General features: G+C 58.6%; 24 protein-coding genes. 12 read left to right on the top strand and 12 right to left on the bottom strand.

Annotated elements, in window-relative coordinates:
* Positions 1-44: 44 nt before the first annotated feature.
* Together RBH10_RS09625 and RBH10_RS09630 are read right to left on the bottom strand one after the other, a co-directional pair.
* Positions 45-395 carry a putative quinol monooxygenase gene (locus RBH10_RS09625; protein WP_281039699.1) on the bottom strand — a complete coding sequence of 117 codons (351 nt, stop codon included), beginning with the start codon at positions 393-395 and terminating at the stop codon, positions 45-47.
* A gap of 83 nt (positions 396-478) precedes the next feature.
* On the bottom strand, positions 479-1,969 hold the full coding sequence (locus tag RBH10_RS09630; RefSeq protein WP_281039700.1) for a PLP-dependent aminotransferase family protein: 1,491 nt from the start codon (positions 1,967-1,969) through the stop codon (positions 479-481).
* A gap of 112 nt (positions 1,970-2,081) precedes the next feature.
* Between RBH10_RS09630 and RBH10_RS09635 the strand changes: the two genes are divergently transcribed.
* The gene (locus RBH10_RS09635; protein WP_281039701.1) at positions 2,082-3,311 is read left to right on the top strand and encodes a benzoate/H(+) symporter BenE family transporter; all 1,230 of its coding nucleotides are present in this window, start codon (positions 2,082-2,084) and stop codon (positions 3,309-3,311) included.
* A 205-nt stretch (positions 3,312-3,516) separates the two neighbouring features.
* A complete protein-coding gene (locus tag RBH10_RS09640; RefSeq protein ID WP_281039702.1) occupies positions 3,517-4,197 on the top strand; it encodes a DUF2161 domain-containing phosphodiesterase in 681 nt (226 codons plus the stop codon).
* Positions 4,198-4,286: 89 nt separating this feature from the next.
* On the opposite strand, the gene RBH10_RS09645 is transcribed toward RBH10_RS09640, so the two are convergent.
* The 6 genes from RBH10_RS09645 to RBH10_RS09670 form a co-directional block, all read right to left on the bottom strand.
* Positions 4,287-6,041, bottom strand: coding sequence for a thiamine pyrophosphate-binding protein (locus RBH10_RS09645; RefSeq protein ID WP_281039703.1), 1,755 nt, complete (start codon positions 6,039-6,041; stop codon positions 4,287-4,289).
* A 133-nt stretch (positions 6,042-6,174) separates the two neighbouring features.
* Positions 6,175-7,464 (bottom strand): FAD-binding oxidoreductase, encoded by a 1,290-nt coding sequence (locus RBH10_RS09650; RefSeq protein ID WP_281039704.1) that lies wholly within the window; start codon positions 7,462-7,464, stop codon positions 6,175-6,177.
* 93 nt (positions 7,465-7,557) lie between these two features.
* Positions 7,558-8,679, bottom strand: coding sequence for an enolase C-terminal domain-like protein (locus RBH10_RS09655; RefSeq protein ID WP_281039705.1), 1,122 nt, complete (start codon positions 8,677-8,679; stop codon positions 7,558-7,560).
* A gap of 26 nt (positions 8,680-8,705) precedes the next feature.
* The gene (locus RBH10_RS09660) at positions 8,706-9,485 is read right to left on the bottom strand and encodes an amino acid ABC transporter ATP-binding protein (RefSeq protein ID WP_045022733.1); all 780 of its coding nucleotides are present in this window, start codon (positions 9,483-9,485) and stop codon (positions 8,706-8,708) included.
* On the bottom strand, positions 9,482-10,144 hold the full coding sequence (locus RBH10_RS09665) for an amino acid ABC transporter permease (RefSeq protein ID WP_045022730.1): 663 nt from the start codon (positions 10,142-10,144) through the stop codon (positions 9,482-9,484). The genes RBH10_RS09660 and RBH10_RS09665 overlap by 4 nt, the downstream gene beginning before the upstream one ends.
* 64 nt (positions 10,145-10,208) lie before the next feature.
* Positions 10,209-11,042, bottom strand: coding sequence for a transporter substrate-binding domain-containing protein (locus tag RBH10_RS09670; protein ID WP_306180549.1), 834 nt, complete (start codon positions 11,040-11,042; stop codon positions 10,209-10,211).
* A gap of 231 nt (positions 11,043-11,273) precedes the next feature.
* Between RBH10_RS09670 and RBH10_RS09675 the strand changes: the two genes are divergently transcribed.
* The 10 genes from RBH10_RS09675 (at position 11,274) to RBH10_RS09720 (ending at position 22,356) form a co-directional block, all read left to right on the top strand.
* A complete protein-coding gene (locus RBH10_RS09675; protein WP_045022729.1) occupies positions 11,274-12,170 on the top strand; it encodes a LysR substrate-binding domain-containing protein in 897 nt (298 codons plus the stop codon).
* 154 nt (positions 12,171-12,324) lie between these two features.
* On the top strand, positions 12,325-13,971 hold the full coding sequence (locus tag RBH10_RS09680) for an ABC transporter ATP-binding protein (RefSeq protein ID WP_281039706.1): 1,647 nt from the start codon (positions 12,325-12,327) through the stop codon (positions 13,969-13,971).
* Positions 13,972-14,271: 300 nt separating this feature from the next.
* A complete protein-coding gene (locus tag RBH10_RS09685) occupies positions 14,272-14,757 on the top strand; it encodes a MarR family winged helix-turn-helix transcriptional regulator (RefSeq protein WP_045022790.1) in 486 nt (161 codons plus the stop codon).
* The gene (locus RBH10_RS09690) at positions 14,754-15,467 is read left to right on the top strand and encodes an SDR family NAD(P)-dependent oxidoreductase (protein WP_281039707.1); all 714 of its coding nucleotides are present in this window, start codon (positions 14,754-14,756) and stop codon (positions 15,465-15,467) included. The genes RBH10_RS09685 and RBH10_RS09690 overlap by 4 nt, the downstream gene beginning before the upstream one ends.
* Position 15,468: 1 nt before the next feature.
* Positions 15,469-16,800 (top strand): FAD-binding oxidoreductase, encoded by a 1,332-nt coding sequence (locus RBH10_RS09695; protein WP_281039708.1) that lies wholly within the window; start codon positions 15,469-15,471, stop codon positions 16,798-16,800.
* A gap of 138 nt (positions 16,801-16,938) precedes the next feature.
* Positions 16,939-18,600, top strand: coding sequence for a peptide ABC transporter substrate-binding protein (locus tag RBH10_RS09700; RefSeq protein ID WP_281039709.1), 1,662 nt, complete (start codon positions 16,939-16,941; stop codon positions 18,598-18,600).
* Positions 18,601-18,725: 125 nt separating this feature from the next.
* Positions 18,726-19,676 carry an ABC transporter permease gene (locus RBH10_RS09705; RefSeq protein WP_045022789.1) on the top strand — a complete coding sequence of 317 codons (951 nt, stop codon included), beginning with the start codon at positions 18,726-18,728 and terminating at the stop codon, positions 19,674-19,676.
* A 41-nt stretch (positions 19,677-19,717) separates the two neighbouring features.
* A complete protein-coding gene (locus RBH10_RS09710) occupies positions 19,718-20,608 on the top strand; it encodes an ABC transporter permease (RefSeq protein WP_045022723.1) in 891 nt (296 codons plus the stop codon).
* A 13-nt stretch (positions 20,609-20,621) separates the two neighbouring features.
* Complete coding sequence (locus tag RBH10_RS09715; RefSeq protein WP_281039710.1) at positions 20,622-21,947, top strand: FAD-binding oxidoreductase; 1,326 nt, start codon at positions 20,622-20,624, stop codon at positions 21,945-21,947.
* A 61-nt stretch (positions 21,948-22,008) separates the two neighbouring features.
* The gene (locus tag RBH10_RS09720) at positions 22,009-22,356 is read left to right on the top strand and encodes a hypothetical protein (RefSeq protein WP_281039711.1); all 348 of its coding nucleotides are present in this window, start codon (positions 22,009-22,011) and stop codon (positions 22,354-22,356) included.
* A 216-nt stretch (positions 22,357-22,572) separates the two neighbouring features.
* Here the strand turns inward: RBH10_RS09720 and RBH10_RS09725 are convergent, their stop codons facing one another.
* The 4 genes from RBH10_RS09725 to RBH10_RS09740 all read right to left on the bottom strand — a co-directional run bounded on the left by RBH10_RS09725 (position 22,573) and on the right by RBH10_RS09740 (position 25,230).
* Positions 22,573-23,079: a DUF992 domain-containing protein gene (locus tag RBH10_RS09725; protein ID WP_045022717.1), complete on the bottom strand. Its 507-nt coding sequence runs from the start codon at positions 23,077-23,079 to the stop codon at positions 22,573-22,575.
* Positions 23,076-23,423 (bottom strand): BON domain-containing protein, encoded by a 348-nt coding sequence (locus RBH10_RS09730; protein ID WP_281039712.1) that lies wholly within the window; start codon positions 23,421-23,423, stop codon positions 23,076-23,078. Before RBH10_RS09730 ends, RBH10_RS09725 begins: the two co-directional genes overlap by 4 nt.
* A gap of 7 nt (positions 23,424-23,430) precedes the next feature.
* A complete protein-coding gene (locus tag RBH10_RS09735) occupies positions 23,431-23,610 on the bottom strand; it encodes a CsbD family protein (protein ID WP_045022715.1) in 180 nt (59 codons plus the stop codon).
* A 141-nt stretch (positions 23,611-23,751) separates the two neighbouring features.
* The gene (locus RBH10_RS09740) at positions 23,752-25,230 is read right to left on the bottom strand and encodes a PAS domain S-box protein (RefSeq protein WP_281039713.1); all 1,479 of its coding nucleotides are present in this window, start codon (positions 25,228-25,230) and stop codon (positions 23,752-23,754) included.
* Positions 25,231-25,464: the final 234 nt, after the last annotated feature.

The raw sequence follows: 25,464 nt of genomic DNA on the forward strand, positions 1-25,464 counted from the left end.
CCTCAGATGATCCGCAGCAATCAGGAGTAAATCTGTGCCAAGCCCTATCCGACTTGGCTATCTATTCCAAATGTGGACGGAACAGGAGTGATGCGACGCCTTGCATCAGGCTTGAAACTGTCCATCAGGATGAATGTGGCATCCTGCCGTTGATGGGCATTGATGAGCGGGACCAGCCGCCTGAAATGCTCGGATGCGCAATGGGCATCCAACGCCGCCTGATCCGGCCATTCCTCGATAAAGATGAAGTGCCCGGGGTCTTTCTGGTCCACGAAAAGATCATAAGCGATGCAGAGAGGTTCCTGCCGTGTGAGTTCCACAAGCTCGCGATAAAGGGGAATGACAATCTCAAGGGCATCCAGCCGCATGAAATCCTGTGCAATGACTTTCAGCATGTGTCTCCTTCGCCTGATCTGGTCGGAATCGAATGCTCTTCATATGCTCCAGAGTGTCCGGATGATATGTTCAATCCGCCCGATTATTCACGCTTCATCGTCTGCAGCACATTCGCCAGTTTCTTGACGGCCACCTCGATTTCGAGAGGCGTATAGGCGGCAAAGCCCATCAGAAATCCGGCTTTACCCTCACCGGCTGCGTGCAACGCCGACAAGCCAAGAAGCTCGATCCCGACACGTCGTGCCGCATCGATGACGGTGTGCTCCGGGAGATTGCAGGTCAATATGCAGGGCATTTGCAGCCCACCAATGGGAACACGCGGTTCCACGAAGTCCGACAGGTGTTTTCTGACGAGGCCAGCCAGCACATCGAGCCGCCCGGCATAGATACCGCGCATGGTGCGAATATGCGCACCGAAATGCCCACCCTCGATAAACCGGGCCAGCGTCAGTTGCGCCATGGGAGCCGTATGACCGTCCATCAACGTGCGGGCAACGGTCATGGGTTTTACGAGTTGCGGCGGCAGTACGACATAACCAATCCGCAGACCGGGAAAGAGTGATTTGGTGAAGGTGCCGATGTAGATGGTGCGGTCATGCGGATCCAGACCTTGCACGCAGGCTGTCGGCTTGCCGGCGTAGTGGAACTCGCTGTCGTAATCGTCCTCGATGATCCACGCCTGATGCCGGGCGGCCCATTCGATCAGGGCCAGGCGGCGGTCCAGCGCCAGCGTAGCTCCTGTCGGGAACTGGTGGGAGGGCGTCAGGAAAACCGCCTTGGCTCCGTGCGGTTCGTCAATGATCTGATCGACGACGATACCCTGCGGGTCGACACGAACCGGCACGCATTCGAGCCCCGCTGCGTCAAACGCCTTGCGCGCGCCGTAATAGGCGGGATCTTCGATAAATATCCGATCGCCGGGATCAAGCAGCATGTTCCCACATAGCGACACGGCCTGCTGCGAACTGGTCAGCACCAGTACCCGGTCAGCGGTGGCACGCGCACCACGTTCAAGGTTCACATAGTCGGCAATGGCGCGGCGAAGCGGCTCGGTCCCCTGCGGGTCACCATGAAGCAGGGTCTGCACTCCTGCCTCCCTGCGAACCTGCCGTTCCAGGCGCTCCCATAGTTGCAGCGGAAAGGTTCGGGTTTCCGGCACACCATGGGCAAAAGGCCGCCGAGACAGCATTTCGCGCACGTCACCGCTTTGGAACATGGCCGCTCCCCGCTTGCTGAGATTGGGAGCCTGGTTGCGCAAGAGTGCGTCCCGCCGGGAAAGACGGCGACGGGGCGTGAACTCCGTCATTTCCGCTACGAAGCTGCCACTTCCAACACGCCGGTCGATGAAACCTTCGGCATGAAGCTGGGTATAGGCCGCTTCGATCGTGTCGCGCGACACGCCCAGCGATTTGGCGAGTGCGCGTGAGGCGGGCAGAGGCTTACCCGGTCCAAGCGCGCCATCGACAATCAGCTGCCGGATGCCCCTTTGAATCCGGGCATGAAGCGGCATTGCCGCATGTGCGGGATGGGCAATCCACGCCTTTACGGATTCCAGTTGGGAATGCTTGAACAAATGGTCTGGATCCTTTGAGGAAAATGGACGGGTACATCAGGCCATTTACCGACTAGTTGTCAAGCCAACTCGTTGCCCTTGCGGCCCAACCCTCAGGAGTCCGGTCTCGACCATGCCATCTAGCTCAGCTTCCATTCGCCTGCACGATCTGACACACCCGATTGTGGCGGGTCTTATCTCCGTCATCGTCAATTATGGCGGCACCTTCATTCTGGTCTTTCAGGCGGCGAAGGTCGCGGGCCTCAGCCCTGACCTTACGGCATCCTGGGTCTGGTCGGTTTCGATTGGCGTAGGTCTGACGGGACTGATCCTGAGCTGGCGTTATCGCGAGCCGATCATCACGGCATGGTCGACGCCGGCAGCGGCGTTTCTCGTCACGGCACTTGCGACGACGCCCTATGCGGAGGCGATCGGCGCCTACATGATCTCGGCGGCAGCCTTCGTTGTGCTCGGTGTGTCCGGTTATTTCGAGAAGGTGATCCGTCTGATCCCACCGAGTATCGCCTCGGGTTTGCTGGCCGGCATTCTCCTTCAATTCGGCATCGGGGCTTTTGGCGGCGCAAGCGTCGACCCGCTGCTGGTCGGCTTATTGATCGTTGCCTATGTCGCGTTGAAGCGTTTCTCCGCGCGTTACGCCGTGGTTGGCATTCTGGTTCTCGGGCTTGCTTTCCTTCTGACACAAGGTCGTGTCGACCTTTCAGGGCTCCAGCTACGCTTCGCCGCGCCGGTCTTCACGATGCCGGAATTCTCCCTCAACGCACTGCTGAGTGTCGCACTGCCTTTATTCCTCATCACGCTGACCGGCCAATACATGCCGGGGATGTTGGTCCTGCGGAACGACGGCTTCAAGACAAGCGCCAATCCCATCGTGACCATGACGGGCCTCGGCTCACTCATCATGGCTCCATTCGGCTCGCATGCCTTCAACATCGCCGCCATCACGGCGGCAATCGCCACCGGCAAAGACGCGCATGAAGACCCTTCCAAACGCTGGATCGCCGGCATTGCAGCGGGCTGCTTCTACGTGCTGGTCGGCGTGTTCGGTGTGACACTCGCCGCCGTTTTTATGGCGTTTCCGGCAACCTTCATCACCACGCTTGCTGGTCTGGCGCTCCTTGGCACCATCGGCGGCAGCCTTGCAGGGGCGATGGCCGACCCAACCTCTCGCGAGGCTGCACTGATAACTTTCCTTGCGTCTGCCGCCAACATCAAATTGCTCGGTATCGGCGGAGCGTTCTGGGGGCTGCTGATCGGCCTCGTTGCCTATCTTGTCCTCAACCTTCGCCTGCCGCACCGCGAGCGTCGTCGGCATTGTTGCGGGAAAGGAACATTAGCTTCATGAGGAGAGAAATTATCAATATAATTCAGAGACTTGATGTCTGTTTCCCAAACTGGCTCCGTTCAAGGGCAATCGATTGCGGTAGGGATGTATGGCGAATGCCTCCGCAGACAATAACTTGCAGTCGGATGAACGGCTATAGTGGTTGCCCTGCGCAGGCGGATCGATGTATTCAGGGGGCCTAATTCTCACTTGAACCTGCGGGCACATGGAAACTTCGCTTTATCTGCCCGTCAAAGGCTTTCTTGAGAAGGCGGGTTACGCTGTCAAAGGCGAAGTCGGAGGTTGCGACCTCGTTGGCTTGAGCGACAACGATCCGCCTGTGGTCGTAATCTGCGAGCTAAAACTGAGCTTCAATCTGGAACTCATTTTGCAGGCGGTTGATCGCGCGGCTATTGCGGATGAGGTTTGGATCGCGGCTCGAGTTTCAGCCAAGGGCAGAGGCCGCGAGGCTGACAAACGCTACCGCGATCTCTGCCGCAGGCTTGGCATCGGCATGCTCGGCATTTCCGATGCCGGCGACGTCAGCGTTATCATCAGTTCCGTATCACCGATGCCGCGAACTAATCCGAAACGGCGTTCGCGGCTTACGCGTGAACACCAGAGGCGACGCGGCGATCCGGCGGTAGGCGGGAGTACACGCGCGCCGATCATGACCGCGTACCGTCAGCAGGCGCTCGGCTGCGCTTTAGCGCTTGCATCAGGGCCGATGCGCGTGCGTCAAGTCAGATCCAGCGTACCGGATGCCGGGAAGATTTTGCTTGCGAACGTCTATGGCTGGTTTGAACGTCTCGATAGAGGAGTTTATGGCTTGACCGACGCCGGACAGGAAGCACTGCAGCGATGGCCGCAACAGGACATGCCGGAAACAGTTAACGTTTCCGGCTGATTTCTGTGCCGTTATCGAGCTTTACGCTGCTCAGGCTAGGTTGCTCGATAACCGGGCGCTTGCGCGGGGCAATGCCCGTTCGAAGCGGCTCAGAAATATCTGACGTCTTCAACTTGAGTGCTGAGTGGATTTTTCCCGCGTTTGCTAAGCCAGGAATATACCGGCGGCACCCGGTCCGCGATCGACTCTATATGAATATCGATGAGGCAGGGGCCGTCCCTGTAAGCGAAGGCTGCTTCAAGCGCTGTGTCGAGCTCCACTGAATTCGTTGCTGTCCAGGCCTTGAGATCGAAAGCTTCTGCAATCGCCTGACCGCGTGGGGGCATGAAATCCACACCGAAGCACTGGTTGTGCCCCTTCAGCCGGTGAAGGCCTTTGATCCACCCGAAGGTGCCGTTGTTGAACAGCAGCAGGATCGCCGGAACCTGCAGACGGACGAGTGTTTCGAGTTCTCCGACCGTCATTCCGAACGAGCCGTCGCCGAACATGCCGATTGGCCGGTGTTCCTTGTTCGCGAACCACGCACCGACGGTGGCGGGCAGTGCGGAGCCTAGCCCGCCAAAGGCGCGGGGGATGGCAAAACGGGTTCTGCCATCCCTGAGTTTCAGGAAACGCGTCATGTGCGGGGTGGGCGTTCCCGCATCCGAATAGATGTGAGCCGGCTTACCATAGGTCTCCAGTGCTTCGTTGAAGCAGCGCACGGCGCGTTCCGGTCGAAGCGGAGATGCCTCGGAGCCAAGTAACGCCTCCGCATTTTCCCAGAAGTTGGCGCGCAATGCGTTCAGTTCATCGACCCAGCTCTGCGTTCTGGTCGCGTCGTTTTCGGCTGGCACGAGATCGATCAGCCGCTGGAGGACCAGCTTTGCATCTCCCTGCACCGAGAGCACGTTTTCATAGTTGTTTGCCATGATCTCCGGATCGATATCGATCTGGGCGACACGCTTGTTCAGGGTAATCTTGGGGAAGGTCCAGCCGATCGTTACCACCGATCCCATCTTGGAGCCGACGAACAATACGAAATCTGCATGTTCCAGTGCCCAGTTTGCATGGGGATGAAATCCGTTGTCGCCGATGACGCCGACCGCCAGACGATGGTCATCAGGCATGGTACCCTGGCCGGTCATTGTTGTGCAAACCGGGATATTCAGCTTCTCCGCCAGTTCGGTAACGGCGGAGCCGGCGCAGGATCGGTTGACGCCACCGCCGGAGACGATGAGCGGTTTTTTACTGCTGGTCAGAAGTGAGATCAGCGTATCGAGTTTTTCGGGAGAGGGCAGCGTCGGATAGGCGGGAAACGTCTTGCACTCCGTCTCGACATGAAGGGAGATCCGGGCGGGGTCGACTTCCGCCAGCAACATGTCTTCCGGGATCTGCAAATGCACCGCACCGGGCTTTCCGGAACAGGCCACGCGGAAGGCGCGACGGATGATTTCCGGCAGCTTTTCCGCCGATTTGACCTGTACCGACATCTTGGTGATCGGATCAAACAGGCGGGCACAATCAAGTTCTGTGAGTACGCCACGACCTTCACCCGGTAGCGGGATGTCGATCGTCAGCAGGATGACGGGTACGGAGGAGGAGTTGGATTCCGCCACCGGCGGCAGGGAATACATTGCGCCGGCACCTGACGGGCATTCGAATACCCCCGGCTTGCTTGTGAAACGGCCGTAGGCGTCGGCCATGTAACCTGCCGAGCGCTCGTCGCGTGCCATCACATGACGGATCTCGTCTTCCCGTTGCTGAAGGGCTTCATAGAAAGGGACGTTGGTATCACCAGGCACACCGAAGATGACCTCAACGCCATAACCAATCAACATTTCAACCAGAATGTCCGCACCACGCATTCAGAATTCCCCTTCATGTTGTTGCTGTACGCCGGTCTGCTTGACCGGCAAGCGTCGCTGTTTGTTTCGGTTTGCTCGCGTGTCGTCTGAGGTGCCCGATGAGATCGCCTGTCCGCGACCCGGCACCTGTTCCCTATGGCTCGTGCCGACCAAGCTTGAACCGTCTCGGGGAGTACGCGCTGATATCGATAGCCTGCGGGGCTCGCATGATCTGCTGAGCGATGATCTTTCCGGTGATCGGTCCCGATGCGAAGCCGACATGACCATGGCCAAATGCATAGAATATATCCGGTGAGACGCTTGATCGGCCGATGACGGGAAGGCCGTCGGGAGTGGAGGGACGATGCCCCATCCATTTATCGACTTTGATGTTCGCCATCCCTGCGAGCGCGGGATAGGTTTTGCGGGCATGCTCAAGAAGAATGTCGACGCGGCGCCAATTTGGCGGCGTGTCGACGGATGCGAGTTCGACCTGGCCCGACAGTCGAAGTCCCTGCGTTGTCGGCGTATTGGCCATTTTTCCGTCGCTCGGCATGACGGGATGTCTTGGGCCGCCATTCGCTAAAGATACGACCCCGTGATAGCCGCGTTCGCTTTCGAGCGGGATCCTGTCTCCCGCCATGCGGGCCAATGCCTTGGACCATATACCGGCGGCGATGACTGCAGCGTCGCATGCAATCAGTCCCTGATCCGTTTGCACGCCGACCAGGCGCTCACCCTCGAATGCAAAGGCCTGCGCTTTCGCCCGGACAAGCTTTGCGCCACCCGTGCAGGCTGCTTCGACTATCCTGGCGACATACGTGCCCGGATCGACGCAATGAGCGCCATCTTCGGCCAGCACCGCAAAGGAGTAATGTTTGTCGAGACCCGGTTCGCGCAGGGCAAGTTCCGCCTTGTCCAGCTCCCGCCAGCGAAGGCCGGTGATACGGCGCAGATGCCAGGAAAGTGTCTCCCGCTCGAAGGCCTGCCGGTTTGGATAGGCGTAAAGCAGGCCATCCTGTCGAATAAGATGGGAAACGCCGAGTTCTTCGCTTAAGCCCCGATGCATGTCCGGGCTGCTGCGCAGTAATCTGGCCAGTGCATGGGCCGTTGCCTCGACCCGCCGCACTGTCGAGCCGGCCCAAAGGAAACGAAGCAGCCAGGGCGCCAGCGTTGCGAAGTGGCGCCATCTTATGACAAGTGGACCTTCGGGGTTCATGAGATAGCCGGGAACCTGTTTCCACAGGCCGGGCATCGACATCGGCACCACCGAGCCGGGACTTATCCAGCAACCATGTCCATAGCTTGCCGCCTGCCGGCCACCGGGTTCCCCCAGATCAACGATGGTGACCTGTTGGCCGGCGCGGACGAGTTCGAGCGCCGTGCATGCACCAACGATACCCGCTCCTATGACGACTGTGTGCTTTCTTCCCGCACTGGACATCGCTGTTTTCCCGAAATTTTCGCAATACTCATCGTCTCCGGGCACGGCTGCGCCGCGCCCGTTGGACGTCGTCGTGATGTATGTCTTCTCGTGTCAGCGCTCGGCGAGTATCCGGGCGTTTGACCTCAATGAACTCTCCGAGATGCGGATGCCGAGGCCCGGGCCATCCGGCACCACCACTTCACCGCCGCGGTTTTCGATCTTCTCTTCAAGCACGTCTTCCGTCAGCACGTGATGCGGCATGTAGAATTCGCACCCAAGAGAGACGCCAGGTGTTGCCGCGATGAACTGCGTACCGGCTGCAAGCGCGACGCCGCCTTCCCATAATGTCCCGCCATAGCCGGGAATGTGGGCGGTATCGGCGATTGCCATCAGCGCCTGTGCGTCCAGAAGGCCGCCTGTTTTCATCAGCTTTACCGAAATGGCATCGGCGGCCTGAAGCCCGATGATTTCCATCAGGTCGCGGGCATCAAAGCAACTTTCATCGGCCAGAATGGGGGTGTCGAGATCGGCAGCGAATGACGCCATCGCCTTCAGGCAGTCGCGCGGCACGGGTTGTTCGATAAAGGTTGGCTTGAACTGATCGACATCGCGCAGGGTTGCGATTGCGCCAAATGGCTGGAGCGCCTGATTATAGTCGATGCGCAGGTCGATCTGATCGCCAAATGCGTTACGCATGGCTTCAAGATGAGCGACATCTTCCTTGTGAGATTTGACTCCGGTCTTGACCTTGAAGATGCGGTTTCCTTCCGGAACCATCTGTTCCATGCGGCGCATGTCGGCGTCAAAATCGGGATCGGCGATCGAGAAGGAGAGGGGGATCGTGTCCCGCACCCGGCCACCGAGCAGATCGGCAATGGACAGGCCTGACGACTTGCCGAGAATATCGAACATGGCGGTTTCGATGGCGAGTTTCGCCTCCCCATGGCCGACGAGCACCTTCTTCATCTTCAGAGTCAATTCGCGAATGCGATCTATCCGGGCGCCAATGACGATTGGGCGCAGATATATGTCGATTGCCGCGAAGGCCGCCTCGGCGGTGCCGGTGAATACTTCCCACGGGGCGGCTTCACCCCAGCCGACGATGCCGGAAGAGGAGGTAAGCTCGACCAGTACGCGCTTCACTGTTCCCTTCACGTTACCCACGCCCTGCTGCCGGGCCATTTTGATCGGGCTCTCGATGAGGAAGACACGGAGATTGTCGATGGTTTCCATTGTAATGTGCCTTTGAATGCGGGTGTTCATCGGGCGAAAGCGCCCTTGTGGAAGTGATTGAGGAACGCTTTCGTCGCGTCCATCCGGGGTGTGTCGATAACGTCGCGCGCGATGCCCTCCTCAACGACATAACCGTCTCGCATGAAGATCACGCGGTCTGCGACATCGCGGGCGAAGGCGATCTCATGGGTGACGATCACCATCGTCATCCCGTCCGCAGCGAGTTTCTGTATTGTCTGGAGCACCTCGCCCACAAGCTCGGGATCGAGTGCCGATGTCGCCTCATCGAAGAGCATGACCTCCGGTTCCATGGCGAGAGCGCGCGCGATTGCCACGCGTTGTTTTTGTCCGCCGGAAAGCGTCTGCGGCATCTGCTGCGCACGGTCCGCCAGCCCGACTTTTTCGAGTTGCGACATTGCGAGGTCGGTTGCGACTCTCCTGTCCATCCCTTTGACGTGAATGGGCGCCTCGATGACGTTCTGGAGGACCGTCATGTGCGGGAAAAGATTGAAGTTCTGGAAGACCATACCGGTGCGTGAACGGAAAGCGGCAAGCGGTTTGGTCTTCGGCTGCTGTACGGACTTGCCGAACTTGAACATCGTGTCGCCAACGCGGATTTCGCCGTCATCGGGAACCACGAGGAGGTTCATGCACCGCAACAGGGTTGATTTCCCGGATCCCGACGGACCGAGCAGCGCGACGACACCGCCGTGCTCGACCTTGAGATTGATATCCTTCAGAACCTCAAGCGGCCCAAAACATTTCCGCAGCCGCGAGATTTCGATCATGGGAGAAGTCCTGGTCATCGTCCTTCTCCCAATTTGCGTTCCCGCTTGCGTACATAGAGCGTCAGCGGGAAGAGGATGGCGAAATATGCCACTGCCACGGCCGTATAGGTTTCAAGCGGACGGAAACTGTCATGCGCCGCCATCTGGCCCTGATAAACCAGGTCCGGAACAGCCAGGACGGAGACCAGCGAGGTGTTCTTGAACATCAGGATCGACTGGTTCATCAACGCAGGCAACATCCGATGCAGGGCCTGGGGCAGAATGATGCGGCGCATGGCCAGCGAAGGTGTCATCCCCAGCGCCGAGGCTGCTTCGGACTGACCGGCATCGATGGAGACGATGCCGCCGCGAATGATCTCCGCGAAGAAGGCGCCGCCATAACAGGACAATGCCAGCAGCGATGCGGTAATCGGGGTCATCTCGATACCGGCCACCATCGGCAGGGCGTAATAGCACCAGATCAACTGGACCAATACCGGCGTGCACCGGAAGATCTCAATGAAGCCGAGCGACAGCCCTCTTAAAAGCCTGAAGCGTGACAGAAGACAGATCGCAGCGGTAAGGCCGATAATGAGGCCGCAGACAACCGTTGCCGCGGTGAACCCAACCGTTATGCCTAGTCCCTGAAGGAGCAGCGAGCGGTATCCCCATAGGATGGAGAAGTCCCATTCATACATGGTTTCGGTATCCAGTCGTCGATGGTGAGAGGAGGCGGGTTCAAATCCCCGCCAGATCTACAACTTAGATATCGAAACCGGGCGGGAAATCGCTTTCCTTGACGCCAACGAGACCCATGTTCCGGATGATCGCCTCTTTCACGAAACCGCTTTCACGCTGGCTGCTGATCCATTTATCGGCATATTCGCGCCAGGCCTGATCCTCCTCCCGCCGGAAACCGGCATTGGAGGTCGTGAAATCCGCCGGTGTCGGCATGACCAGTTCGCCGATCGACGGATTTTTGGCCCGAAGCGACAGGGCGAGGACCATCACCAGGCACTGGGCATCAGCCCGTCTGGACTGCAGCGCTGCCGTTGCATCGCTCGCGGTTTTCAGGCGTGCGACTTGCGCCAAGGGAGCGTGGCGGGAAATTGCGGCATCGTGCGATGAGCCGGCATCGACCGCGATGCGCATGTCAGGCTTGTTGAAATCGTCCCAGGAGGTTCCGCCCACGCCCTTGCGGACGATCATCGTAAAGGCATTCTTGAAGACGGGTCCGGAAAAATCGATGACTTTCTTGCGTTCGGGCGTCGGGTTCAGACCAAAGAATACATCGATCTTGTCTGCCTGCAGATCGAGTACCGAATTGCCCCAGGTCGTTTCCAGGATCGAGAGTTTCACGCCGAGATCATCGGCCAGCTTCTGGCAGATGTCGATGTAGAAGCCTCGCCACGAACCATCGGTCAGGCTTTTTTGATAATACGGGGCTCCGTCGGCCACGCCGCCGATCCTTAACGTGCCTGAAGCTTTGATGCGTTCGAGAGAGCTGGCCGCAAACAGAGGTCTGGTCATGCTCAGGCCAGCCGCTGCAGCGACGGTTCCAACCCCCATGAGTCTGGTGAATTCACGTCTCTTCATATCGTTCCCCAATTGTTGGACACGCAATCAAATCGATGGCCTTCCATCGCTTCGGTGTCATCCGGCGCTCCCATCCTGTTTGATTGCCCTCACCCTCCAGATCTCTGCCGGTTATGTGTGATGGTCTCAAACTTTGCCGTAGCGCTGATCTTTGACCAGCCTTTCTAAAAACAAAAACATTGAAAAATATCTCTTTCATGACTTTTATTCATCATAGAATAGGGGTTCCCAATGAGACGATATCTTCCTTCACTGTCAGCGTTGCACGCCTTCGAGGCTGCAGCGCGGTACATGAATTTCACCAAAGCAGCCGATGATCTTGGCCTGACCCAGAGCGGCATAAGCAGGCAGATCAAAAATCTCGAGGACTTTCTCGGCGTAACCCTGTTTCATCGGTCGGGTCCGAGGCTGGTGCTGACCGAGGTGGGGGCAAACTACTACCGGGATGTCGCCTTGTCCCTTGATAGGCTTCAGGAAATTTCCATCGACGCGGTACGGGGGCGAACGGTCGATAGCTCGCTGATGATCGGCACGCACCCGACTTTGGCATCGCGCTGGCTTCCCGAACGCTTATCGACCTTCATCAATGCGCATCCGGAAATACCGCTCGAAATAATGCCAGCGGCGCCAACCACGGACTTCGAGACGACGCGCCTCGACATAACCGTTTTGCGGGGAGCGGGGACATGGCTGCACGCTCGCTCTATCGAACTGTTTCCGGAAACTCTCGCCGTGGTGGCGTCTCCAAGTCTCATTCCACTCGGTGAAAAACGAGCGCCGCTGGATTTTTCAAATTATCCCATGTTGCAAAACTCCGGGCGGCCAAGTCTCTGGTTGAACTGGCTGAGGCTCGCCGGGCTATCTTACAGCGGCCGGATTCAGGGCTCGCGTTTTTCCCATCACGAGATGATTATCAATGCTGCGGTCCACGGTATCGGCATCGCCGTTATTCCCACTTTCTATATCGAGCGGGAGCTGGAGAACGGCCTGCTTCATATGCCGTTTGGCGATCCTATCCGGTCGGACGATTCCTATTTCGCTGTCTATCCGGAACGAAAATCGCACAATGCGAACATCATCCTCTTTCGCGACTGGCTGATCCGGCAGACGAGAAAGCATGGTTCCTGATCAGAGCCGGAAAACTCCAATCTTCGGCGGTCTATCGACCGCATATGGCGCCACTACTCACTGGACAATATAGTAGACATAGTCCACCATATTGTTTCCGGCGCCTGACGCGTCGGCTAAAGCGAACAAAGTTACAAAAAAACAAGGGGAACTTATGTCGCATCCAACCACGTCGGCCGACGTGGTGCTGTCCGTTCGCAATCTCACGGTGGATCTCCCGCCGGGAATGGAGCGCACCCACGCGGTCAAGGATATCTCATTCGACCTCCACGCAGGTGAAATCCTGTGCATCATCGGTGAATCCGGGTCCGGCAAATCCGTCACCGCCAGTACGATCATGGGACTGCTGTCGCCCGTGATCACAGTCAGTTGCGGTGAAATCCATTTCAAGGGAATGGACATACTTGCGGCTAAAGAAGAAAAGATCCGGCCGCTGCGCGGTCAGGCGGTTTCAATCATTTTCCAGGACCCGCTTTCCGCGCTCAACCCGTTGATGACCGTCGGCGACCAGATCGCCGAGGTGCTTGAGGCCCATGGTGCGGGAACGCCTGAAACCCGCAAGGCCAAGGTTCTGGAGCTGCTGGAAGAGGTCGGTCTTCCGGACCCACCGCTGATGCGGCTGCAATATCCGTTCCGCCTGTCAGGCGGGCAGCGGCAGCGCGTCATGATCGCCATGGCGCTGGCGCTTGACCCGGATGTGTTGATCGCCGACGAGCCGACCACCGCTCTCGACGTCACCACCCAGGCGCAGATTCTCGATCTCATCCGCAAGATCCAGAAGCGGAAGAACATGAGCGTCATGTTCATCACCCATGATTTCGGCGTCGTTGCCGAGATCGCCGATCGCGTCGTGGTGATGGAAAAGGGGTATCTTGTGGAGCAGGGAAGGGCGGATCAGGTTCTGGTAAATCCCGCTCATCCCTATACCCAGCGACTGGTTGCTGCGGTTCCGCGGATGCGCAGTGCCGAACGTTCGGTCAGCGAAGAAGCCCCCGTCGTTCTCGAAGTCGAAAATCTTGAGAAGGAATATCGCAGTTCTGGCTCGTTTTTCCGCAAGGCCCGCATTGTCAAGGCTGTGAACGGGGTCAGCTTCAAGCTCCGCAAGGGCCAGACGCTCGGCATTGTCGGAGAAAGCGGATCGGGTAAATCCTCGCTCGGGCGTGTCCTCCTCAAATTGCTGGAGCCGGATGGCGGTTCGATACACTTCGATGGCCGCGACATCGCCGCCATGGACGAAACCGCGTTTCGATCCTTGCGACCCTATATCCAGATGATCTTTCAGGATCCATTCGCCTCGCTCAATCCGCGCCATACCATCGGCAGGATTTTGACGGTCGGTCCCGTTGCCCATGGAATGGCTCTGCATGAGGCGCGAATAAAAGCTCTTGGAATTCTGAAACTCGTCGGTCTGGATGAGCAAGCCTATGACCGTTTCCCGCACGAATTTTCCGGCGGTCAGCGCCAGCGCATCGGCATCGCCCGTGCCCTGATGTTCGATCCGGTGGTTCTTGTGGCCGACGAAGCCGTGTCTGCTCTTGATGTTTCCATACAGGCGCAGGTTCTGGAACTTCTGGCGCGGGTGCAGAGGGAAATGAAGGTCGCGATGATCTTCATCACCCATGACCTCCGCGTTGCAAGCCAGATCTGTGACGATGTTCTTGTCATGCACAAGGGCACCGTCGTGGAACAGGGGCCACCGACGAAGATTTTCCGGGCGCCGACGCATCCCTATACAAGGAAACTCGTTGCGGCCATCCCCGGTGCGGACTGGGAACCTGCGGCCAGGGCCGTGGGCACCTGACACCGGAGCCTGCCTGGCGCGACTGCTCAAGGTCGGGCCTGCGTATCGCGCGACATCAAGCACCATCTAAACCGCCGGCGTCTCACGTAGATCCGGCGGCACTTTAGCTTGTTCGATTAAGTGTCTGTTTTAAATAATAATTTTCAGAATATTCCGTAAAAAATAGTTGCGTTTATCCACTAATTGTCATTTCATATAGTCACAAAACTGCAATACGACATGGCCGGAAAACCTGCACTGTGGCACGCCCGAAAAGCGTATCCGCAAATGCTGTCCTTTGACCATTCGAACGGAAACTTCATGTCCAAACCAACTGCAAAACCGCCGATATCGCCGACAGACATCAATCTCGACGTGCTTGAAGACACGCTGAGCTTCTACATCCGCACGATCAACCTTGCCGTATCGCGTGATCTCGATACCCGGCTGGAAGGTCTGGATGTGGCCAAGGGTACTGGAAAGATCACGACTTTGCTGCTTGTCGATGACTATCCGGGCATCCGCCCCTCCGTTATCGCGCATGTGACGATGCGGGACCGTTCGGCCATGGGCAGGGTCATTGACCAGATGGTCTCCCATGACCTGATCCGCAGGGAAGTGTCGCAGGAGGATAGCCGCGCGCAGGAGCTTTACATCACCGAGACCGGCGCGGCACTCGCGGCGAAAATCCGGGAAATCGTTCCGCAGCAATCGCGCGATTTCTTCAGTTTCATTCCGGAAGACGAACAGAAGCAGGTGATCGACATACTGCGTCGCGCCTACCGTCACATTGTGGGGCGTGAATGACCGATTACACGACAAAACGCGTTGCTCTCATATCCGGCGCAAGCAGAGGCATAGGTGACCACGTCGCCGCAGCGCTTCTTGCCGATGGCTGGCTGGTATCACTTGGCATGCGCAGCCCCGTGTTGCCGCAATGGGCTGTGGGCCAAGAAGAACAGGTCCATCTTGCCGGTTACGACGCCAACGATGTCGCATCAGAAAAGCACTGGGTGGACGATGCCTTTCAGCGTTTTGGACGCATCGACGCGGTCGTGGCCAATGCCGGCATCATGATCCCGAAGACAGTGATCGAAGCGGATGACGACGACATCGATGCCATGTTTGCGGTCAACGTCAAGGCGCCGCGGCGGCTGGTGAAGGCCGCCTGGGAAGCGTTGTGCGAAAGCGGCCGTGGCCGCGTAATCATCCTCGCCTCGCTTTCGGGAAAGCGGGTGAAGTCTGCCTCGGCCGGCAGTTATTCGCTCTCCAAATTCGCCGCCGTCGCGCTTGCGCATGCCATACGGCAGGCGGGCTTCGACAGAGGCGTGCGCGCCACCGCCATATGTCCGGGTTTTGTTGCCACCGACATGGCTACGGCCTTATCCGAACGGCCGGTGGATCAAATGACCCAGCCTGCCGATCTTGCCCGCATCATTGCCATGCTGCTGTCCCTACCGAACGAGGCTTCTGTCGCCGAATTCGCCATCAATTGCCAGCTTGAGGAGTTTTTCTGACATGCCCGGTCCTTATGTCGTTCCCGTTCACGGTGATGCGGAATTGCCGAAAGAGGTAGACGTTGTCGTCATCGGCGGTGGCATTATCGGCACCTCCACCGCGCTTGAACTTGCCGATCAGGGGCTGCGGGTCGCGCTTTGCGAAAAGGGCGGGATCGGCCACGAACAGTCGAGCCGCAACTGGGGTTGGGTGCGTATTTCCCGCCGCGATCCACGCGAAATACCCTTGATGGCTGAGTCACTGCGTATCTGGGCCGACCTCAACCGTCGCACCGGACGGGAGACAGGTTTCAAGCGTTCCGGCATCGTCTTCACCTGCGCCAACGACAAGGAATTTGCCGAGCACGAACGTTGGAACCGCAATCTGGAAGGTTACCAGATTGAAAGCCGTATGCTGAGCGCGGCGGAATTCAAGTCGAAGTATCCGGGCTCGAACATGAATGTTGCCGGGGCGCTTTACACTGCGGGCGACTGCCGTGCCGAGCCGCAACGGGCCGCCCCCGCCATCGCCGAAGCTGCCCGCGACCGGGGCGCCTTCATCCTGACGGAATGCGCCGTGCGCGGTCTCCAGCTTTCCGGCGGCAAGGTGTCGGGTGTTGTGACGGAGCGCGGTGAAATCGCCTGCAAGGCGGCGGTGATGGCCGGTGGCGCCTGGTCCAGCCTGTTTCTCGGCAATAACGGCCTCGATCTGCCGCAGCTGAAGGTCATGAATTCCGTGCTGCGCACCAAGCCGTTGGAGGGTGGGCCGGAAGAGGCCATCTGGTCGAATGGTTTTGCGATCCGCAAGCGTCTTGACGGCGGATATACCATCGCAAACGGCTTCCAGAATATCGTCGACATCGTGCCCGCGTCTTTCCGTTATGCACTGAAATTCCTGCCGGCGCTGCGGCATGAGTGGCGTTCGCTCGACCTGCGCCTGACCGGCCGGTTTTACGATGAATGGCGCATTCCGCGCCGCTGGGCGCTCGATGAACCGTCGCCCTTCGAATATAACCGCGTGCTCGATCCCGTTCCGTCGATGGGCATGACGGACGGCGCCTTCGCGAAGCTGAAGCAGGCCTTTCCGGTGTTCGAAAAGGCCGAGATCTCGCAGCGCTGGGCAGGCATGATCGACGTGACGCCCGATGCCATTCCGGTCATCGACAATATCGACGCCATTCCGGGTTTCCATGTCGCAACCGGCTTTTCCGGCCACGGCTTCGGCATCGGCCCGGCGGCGGGAAAACTCATGGCCGATATCGTCACGGGCCGCAATCCGATCGTCGATCGTCGTGATTTCCGTTTCAGCCGCTTTAGCGACGGTTCGAAGATCGAACTGGTCAGCGGCTTTTGAAATGAGAAGCCCGGCGGTCCGGTGCCGCCGATCTTTTGAAGCATGAGGCAGGCAACTGCTGATGGGAGTAGTACCGCCCAAAGAGGCGGAAGCAAAAATAATCGTCGTGTTCAACCATCGGATCAAGGGGAACTAAAAATGTCCGACCAGAACAAGCCGCTTATCAACACCACCCGCCGTCAGGCACTCGGCCTTTTGGCGCTCGGCGCATCCGGCGTCGTCCTTTCCGGTCTTCCGGGTTTTTCCCGCGCCATGGCGCAGGGTAAAGACGCCAAGGGCCAGCTCACGGTCGGTTTCTCGCAGGAGCCTACCGTCTTCAATCCGCATATGCCGCATATCGAAGTCGACGAAGGCATCCATTTCAGCATCTTCGACCCACTCTTTTATGTCGATGAGAAAGGCGCGTTTGTTGCGGCGCTCGCCGCCGAGGTGCCGACGGTTGAAAATGGCGGCATATCCGCCGATGGTCTCAACTGGAAGGTCAAGCTGCGTGACGACGTCAAGTGGCACGACGGCAAACCGTTCACCGCCGAGGACGTGAAGTTCACGCTGGAACTTCTTGTCGATCCGAACTTCCGTTCGTGGCGCAAGACTGGCCACGAATTCGTGCGTGATCTGACGGTGGTATCGCCGACGGAAATCACCTGGAAGATGGAAAAGCCCTTCGCGCCCTATCCGTCGATCCTTGCCTCCACCTTCATCACGCCGAAGCATCTGCTGGGCGCGGAAGCCGACCGCAACACCGCCGCCTATAACAACGCGCCGGTTGGAACGGGCGCCTTCAAGTGGAAGGAACGCGTTGCGGGCGACTATATCCTGCTCGAAGCCAATACCGATTATTTCGGCGATGGCCCGCATATCGAACGTCTGATCTACAAATATGTGCCTGATATGAATGTCATGTACACCCAGTTCAAAACCGGCGATATCGATGTCGTCGGGCTGCAATGGATCACGCCCGACCATTATGACGAGGCCAAGGATCTAGCCGGCAAGGTCGTCAACGTCGTACCGGGTTCGACGATCGAATCCCTCTCGTTCAACATGGAGCGACCGCAGTTCAAGGATCCGGCGGTGAGAGAGGCGCTCTATGCGGCCATCGACAAGCAGTCGATCATCGAAGCGCTTTATTATGGGCTGCCAACACCCACCGAAAGCTATGTTCCGCAGCAGTCGTTCTATTACAATCCCGATCTTCCCAAACACGAATATTCCATCGAGAAAGCAAAGAAGCTGCTCGATGATGCGGGCTGGGTGGCCGGTGCCGATGGTATCCGCGCCAAGGGCGGCGTGAAGCTTGCTTTCACCTGCTCCACAACGGCTGGCAATCACATTCGCGAACAGGTCCAGCAATACATGCAGCAATCCTTCAAGGATATCGGCGTGGAGATGACCATCTCGAACCTGCCGCCGGCTGTCATGTGGGGTGACTACTGGATGCTGTCGAAGTTCGATTCGGTTATCGTCGGCCTCGATTTCCTGACCGGCCCCGATCCCGATACTTCCGACTTTTTCCGCTCGACGTCGAGTGCTGCAAAAGGCGGCTCGGGGCAGAATACCTGGCAGTTCGTCAACAAGGACGTCGATGATCTTCTGGCCAAGGGTGGCAGTATCTTCGTGCCGGAGGAGCGCAAAGCCGTCTATCTGAAGATCCAGGAGATCATGCGCAAGGAACTGCCGCTGCTGCCGCTGTTCCAGTACGCAACGGTGCGTGGTCACAAGCAGGGCGTCGAAAACGTGAAGCCAAACGTCAATAACCGCATCGATACCTGGAACGTTGCGACCTGGCGTCTGGCATAGAGCCTGCCGCAGACAGGGCTTCGTGCCCGATCCATGTGAAGTGCCGGCTTTGAAGCAGCCGGCACTCTAACGGCTATTCGTGGATGGTTGCTATCCGTTTCCACGATGCGACCTGGAGTCTCATCATGCTGACCTTTCTTCTCCATCGGATATGGCAGAGCCTCGTGCTTCTGCTGCTTGTCTCGATCATTGGTTTTGCGATCCTCAATCTCGCGCCCGGTGGGCCGCTGTCGCAATTTGCCCTGACGCCGGGCATGACGCGGGAGGCGCTTGATCGCATCGCCCACCAGATGGGTCTCGATCGACCCCTGCCGGTTCAATATCTCGAATGGGTCTGGCGTCTGCTGCAGGGCGATTGGGGCAAATCCTATCGTGACCAGCGTCCGGTGCTCGACATCATCTCCGGACATCTGTTTGCGACCTTGCTGTTGATGGTCTCATCAACCGTCGTATCGATCCTTGTCGGCACCTGGATCGGTATCAAAGGGGCCACCAAACGTTATACGCTGTTCGACTACACCGCGACGGTTGGCGCAATGGTGGCGCTTTCCATTCCCACCTTCTGGTTCGGCCTCGTTGCCATCTATGTTTTTGCGCTGCGACTGAAATGGCTGCCAGCGGGCAACATGTATACGATCGGCGACCAGTCCTTTTACGACTATGCAATTCACCTGATCATGCCGAGCCTCGTGCTCGCCCTCGTCAACATCGCCGTCTGGAGCCGCTATATGCGGACTGCAACGCTTGACGTCATCAATCAGGATTTCGTCCGCACCGCCCGCGCCAAGGGGCTGACCCCACGCCGGGTTCTGATGAAACATGTCGTCGGTAATGCGCTTCTCCCGATGATCACGCTTGCCGGTCTCCAGCTCCCGACAATCCTCGGCGGCGCCCTTGTAACGGAGACCGTCTTTACCTGGCCAGGCATGGGCCGCCTGTTCCTCGATAGCCTCGGTTACCATGACTATCCTGTTGTGATGGGGCTTCTGATGTTTTCCGCCATCCTCGTGCTGCTCGGCAGCTTGCTCGCTGACCTGATGGTCGCTCTCGTCGATCCCCGTATCCGTCTCGGATAGGGCCAGATCGACGAATGCCGCACTCAACCGAAGGAAAGATCATGTCCGCTGCAACACTCCATCCCTCGCAGGCCGTGCCACGCTTCCACTGGTGGCAGAACCGCACGCTTCGTCGTTTTGCCCGCCACAAGCTGGCTGTGCTTGGCCTCATCATGATCACCATCATGATTTTCGCCTGTGTCGTGGGGCCGTATCTTCTGCCTTACGACGAATTGTTTATCGATCTGCGTGCCCGTTTTGCGCCGCCGATGACCGGCTACCATATATTCGGTACGGATCCGCTCGGGCGCGACATAGCCGCGCGCCTGTTCAATGCCGGTCGCATCTCGTTGCTGGTCGGCTTCTTCGCCATGGTGCTGTCGACGATGATCGGCACCGTCATCGGCGTCGTCGCCGGTTATTACGGCGGTCGCATCGGCGCGATACTGATGCGTTTCGTCGATGCATTCCTGTCTTTCCCCAGCATTTTCCTGCTTCTGGCATTGGCCGCTTTCGTCAAGCCGAGCCCGTTCATGATCACGGTTATCATTGCGGTGACGAGCTGGATGGAGATTGCCCGTCTGGTTGAAGCGGAAGTGCGGTCTTTGCGCGAACGCGACTTCGTCATGGCAGCCCGCATGCTCGGCCTGCCCAATGGCTGGATCATGTTCCGGGAACTGTTGCCGAATGCGGTCGGCCCCATCATCGTCGCCGCCACCCTGACCGTTGCGCGCGCCATTCTTCTGGAAGCCTATATCAGCTTCCTCGGTTATGGCATTCAGCCGCCGCTGCCGAGCTGGGGCAATATGCTGAACGGAGCCCAGCAATATCTGGACAAGGCTCCCTGGCTCGCCATCGTACCTGGCGTTGCCATCACGCTTGCCGTCACCAGCTTCAATTTCATCGGCGACGGGCTTCGTGATGCGCTCGATGCCCGCAGCGACCTGAACTGAGGGGTATCAGAGGATGGTTTCGTTCTCACCCTTTGACGTGACGCTGTGGTATGCGACCGCGGCGTCCGCGCCGCAGACGGAGCCTCTCTCCGGTCGTGTTCAGGCTGACGTCTGTATCGTCGGCGCAGGCTATACCGGTCTGACCACCGCATTGGAGCTTGCGAAAACCGGCATCAATGTCGTGCTTCTGGAGCGGCAGGAGGTCGGGTTCGGCGGTTCGGGCCGCAATGCCGGACATTGCACGCCCACTTTTACCCATTACAGCCTGCCCGAGCTGCGCAGGATGCTGGGCGAACCCTGGGCGGAACGGCTTATCGAACGGCAAACGCGGGCGAATGACCGCGTCTCAAGCATGATCCGCGATTACCAGATTGACTGCGAATGGATACAGAACGGCTATGTGATGGGCGCGCCGCACAAAGGCGCCATGGACGAGATCAGACGCAAGGTCGAGACCTATAATGCGGTGGGCGCGAAAACCCGGCTTCTGGGCCACGACGAGGTGGCCGCGGTTACTGGCAGTCCGCGTTTCCATGGCGGCTGGCTGCATGAGGAGGCGGGACACCTCAATCCACTCGGTTATGCCCGAGGTCTCGCCCGGGCCGTTATCCAGGAGCGTGGGAAGATATTCACCGGCTCGGCCGTGACGGGTTGCGTGCGTGACACGAGTGGCGGCTGGAAAGTGACCACAGATCGCGGAGAAGTGGTTGCGTCGAAAGTGATCTTTACCACCGGCGCCTATACCGTTGGCGGCTGGCCCAAACTCGACCGTACTTTTAAGATCCAGCGTGTGTTCGTTGCCGCGACGCAAATCCTGTCGGAAGAGACACGCCGGACTGTCCTGCCGCAGAACACCACGATCCACGATGGTCGCGGTGACATCTATGTCTATAAATACAATGCCGAAGGCCGGATCGTCGCTTCGATGTTTCCAATGGGACGCCGCGGCCGCGACATGGCCTATACGAGGCAGGTCATGAGCGAACGGCTCAAATGGCTGCATCCTCAGCTACGGGAAGAGATCCGCTGGGACTATTTCTGGTTCGGCGAACTCGACATGCAATATCGCACCGTTCCACGCTTTTATGATCTCGCGCCGGGCGTGGTGGCGCTTACCGGCCTTTCGGGTCGCGGCGTGCCGACCGGCTCGATGCTCGGCTCCATTCTTTCGGAATGGGCGCTCGGCAAGCCGAAAAACGAACTGGCGCTGAAGCTGGAGCCGCTGAAGGCCGCTCCCTTCTACATGGGTTTCGCGCCAGCCATGATGCTGCGTTATTACCGGCTGCGCGACAACATATCCACGAAACTGGCAGGCGTGGAACTGCCACCCCATGCCTGACACCGGCGCACGGCCATGAGGTCCGTGCGAGCCATCAACAGACACAGCAAGGAGAATTCCCATGACGATGCCGATTTTCAATATTTCCGATGATGTGGATCTTGTTCCGGCCATGCCGGCCGAAGGCCGGGACGGCGGTTCCTACCGTCGCCAGATATGGCAGGACCAGATCGAAAACGGCACGATCGTCGCAGTCTGGAAGGCCGAGCCCGGCATCTACAACTATCCGGGTCGCGACCTTGAGGAAACCTTCGTCGTCGTCGAGGGCGAGGCGATGTATTCGCAGGCCGAAGCCGATCCGGTAAAGATCGGTCCCGGATCGATTATCAGCATCGCCAGGGGCGTGCCAAGCCGCCTCGAAATCCTGTCGCCGTTTCGCAAGCTCGCAACTGTCATCCCAAAGCCGTAAGGTTTGGGGAGGGGCAGTAGCTTCGGCGAGGCCGGAGAGGCAGGCGCTCGACCGCCACAAGTAGTCGGTCAGCAGCCTGCCAGTTAGCGTACCGTCCCCCCGAAGGTCATCGGCGCCAAAGGCATCATTAGGCTCAGCCTTGACGGGCTGGGCCTTGAGCGAGATCCTTGGGACCAATCTTCAACCGTCGTTGAAGCTCGCCGCCGGAACTCTGGTTTAGCCTGCGCGCTTCAACTGCAGGTGCGAGACACCTGCGGCGATGTTGACGCCGGTGCCGACTTCGGCGCTGAGCGGTTGAAGCGCGAAGTTTTTGGCATTGCCGCCGATCAGTGCATTGGCGCCGACGCCCACGCCGACAGAGGCGCCTGCGGAAGCGCCGACATAATCGCCGCTCAGCGCACCGTCACCCACGCGGCTGGCTGCGGTGTTCAGCACGATCCAGCTCATATAGGTCTTGCCGGTCACACCGATATCGAGACCAAGCTTGCCGATCGTGCCGGTGTAACGCTCGGTCTTGCCGGAGCGCTGGCGGAACTCGCAAGCAACGCTCTTGCTGGAACCGACCACAAGCCCGACGCCGCCAGCGATTTCGCAGGACAGCGTGCCGACGCGTTCCTTCTGCACGGTTTGCGTGGTGCGCTTTGCACCGTGTTTCGTTTCGGCGGAAGCAATCGGGGCGAGGGCCAGCGTTGCAATCGCGGTTGCGAGAACGAAAGTCTTCATTGTTTGTCACTCCTGTTGTTGTTCGCAAGATGGATGCGCCGGGACGGTGCATCCAGATAGGTGTGGGGCCGCTGCCGTATCGCCAGATCGGCGACGATGGGGCGCGACGCGAAACATTCTGCGATGATGACCGCGCGTTCGAAGGCAGAGAGTGTTTCCACCTCGCCGGAGAGCACGATGCGGCCCTCGACGGAGGTGACGGAGATCGAGCTTTTTTCCTGCCCGTCCGCATAGGCAATGACGGCTTGCAGCGCGGCGCACAGGCTGACTTCGCGGGGATTGCAGCTTGCTGCCGGGGCCGGTCCATATGCAAGCATCATGGTGAAACCTCCTGCCGTGAACATTGGTGGTTCACTTGAGGGTTTTTTTGACGGCGTCCTTCGCCTGGCCGAGCTTTTCCTGTACCTGGCCAGCCAGCTTCTCGGCTTTGCCTTCCGCCTGAAGCCTGTCGTTGCCGATGATCTTTCCGGCGGCTTCCTTGATCGTGCCCTTTGCCTGGCGGGCGACACCTTCGATACGGTTATTGTCCATGACGAACTCCTTCCATCGTTAGAAACGACGCCGCTGTTGCTAACGGCATGATGGAAAGGTAGGCCGGAAAAACTGCCCATTGCAGAGCATTAGCTACTAGTTGAACTGGTACTAACTGACCTATTTTCGTAAAGGCGGCCGTTATTTTTCCTTCCGACCGGTAAAACCGCGTTCGCGCGCCCAGATAACGGCGGCGGTGCGGCGGTTCACACCGATCTTGCCGTAGAGCGAGGCGATGTGGTTGCGGATCGTATGCTTGGACAGGTTCAGCCTGTCGCTCATTTCCTTGTCGCTGCAACCATCGCAGATCAGTGACAGGATTTGCTCCTCGCGCTCCGTCAGATCCTTGAGGGAGGTGGAAGACGTTGCACCGCGCGAGTTCTGCCGCAGCCCGGCCAACCGCTCGACCACCGTGCGGCTGAACCAGGATGTATCGGTCATGACACTTTCGATCGCTTCGATCAGTTCGTTCTCGGTTCTGCGCCGCTCCGTAACATCCTGTATCGCCCAGATGACACAGAGCTGATCGTTGATCTCGGCGCGTTCGGCGGAAATGATGCACTCGGCCATGCCGCCACCGGCAAGATTCATGCGCATGTTTTCATCGCGGATGGGGATGTTGTCCTTCAGCCGCTTTTCGAGGTCGCGGCGCGCGCCCGCGTCCTCCCATAGCCGCAATTCGCTGGCGGTCTTGCCCACGACTTCGGCCTCATTGCGCCCACACAGGACCAGAAACGCGTCATTGACTTCCATAAATACGAAGTCGTCGAGCCTCGAAATCGCTGCCGGGACAGGGGACAGGCGGAAGGACTTGAAGAAGCGTTCCTCGCTTTGTCGCAGAGCGTTCTGGGCTTTGCGGCGGCCATCCAGATCGGCGAAAGTGAACAGCATGCATGGTTCTTCGGCAACGGCGATCGTTTCGCCAGCGACGATAACCAGCCTGTCGCCTCCGGGGATAGGTATCAGCGCTTCGCGCTGGCGAATAAGCCGGCCGTCCTCCAGCTTTGTCAGTGCGTCCTCACCGGTGTCGCATTCGGAAAACAGGCCGAGTTCCTCGACACTGATGCCGATGATCTCTTCACGGCTGAACCCTGTCATTTCAAGGAAGCCCTGATTGGCGCGGATGAAGCGCTTGTCCTCCAGCCGGCATATCAGTCCCGGTGCCGGATTGGCGTTGAAGGCGCTCTCGAAGCGTGCCTCGGCCTCGAAACGCGGCGTTTCGTCCCGGATAATCAGCACGAGAACGTCCGGCTTTGCACCTGCATCTTCAAGAATGAGGCCTCGCACCGCGTGGATCCAGCATTCCGCTTCATCGCCACTCGGCGATATCTGCACCGTCACATCTTCGAACGTTTCGCCCGCCAGAAGCCGTTCCAGCGGGTATTGCCCTTCATCGAGAAGATGGTTGTTGCGATATCGAAGCGTGAAATTTCGGCGGTAGGCAGCGGCATCCTCTCCAAGCTCCGGGATCGTCTCAAGACGGTGCATCTGAAGTGCCGCTTTGTTGGCCCAGGTGATTGTTCCGTCGCTTTCGAGCAGGATCAACCCGTCGCTGAGGCCCGCTATGAGGTTTTGCAACACGAGCCGGTTGATCCTCGGAATGCTCACCTTGTCGTCCATGTTGCCCCCGGCATTTTGATAGTTTCTGCCCCTTATAACGCGCGGTTTCGCCAAGTGTTGCAGGGGCGGTAAGGGGAGGGCATGAAATGCGCCAGGCGCGTCTGTGACCGGATTCGATTTCACACCAGGACGTTGGTCAACTCACGCAAATATTGCGTGGCCGCGGAATGATAAGACTTCTCCCAACAATTGGATTTTTCTGTAACAGAGCCAGAGAGCGCCCGGCGCGGCCGG

Origin of the sequence: Rhizobium sp. AN73 (genome assembly GCF_030757975.1) — a bacterium.
Lineage (GTDB): Bacteria > Pseudomonadota > Alphaproteobacteria > Rhizobiales > Rhizobiaceae > Agrobacterium > Agrobacterium arsenijevicii.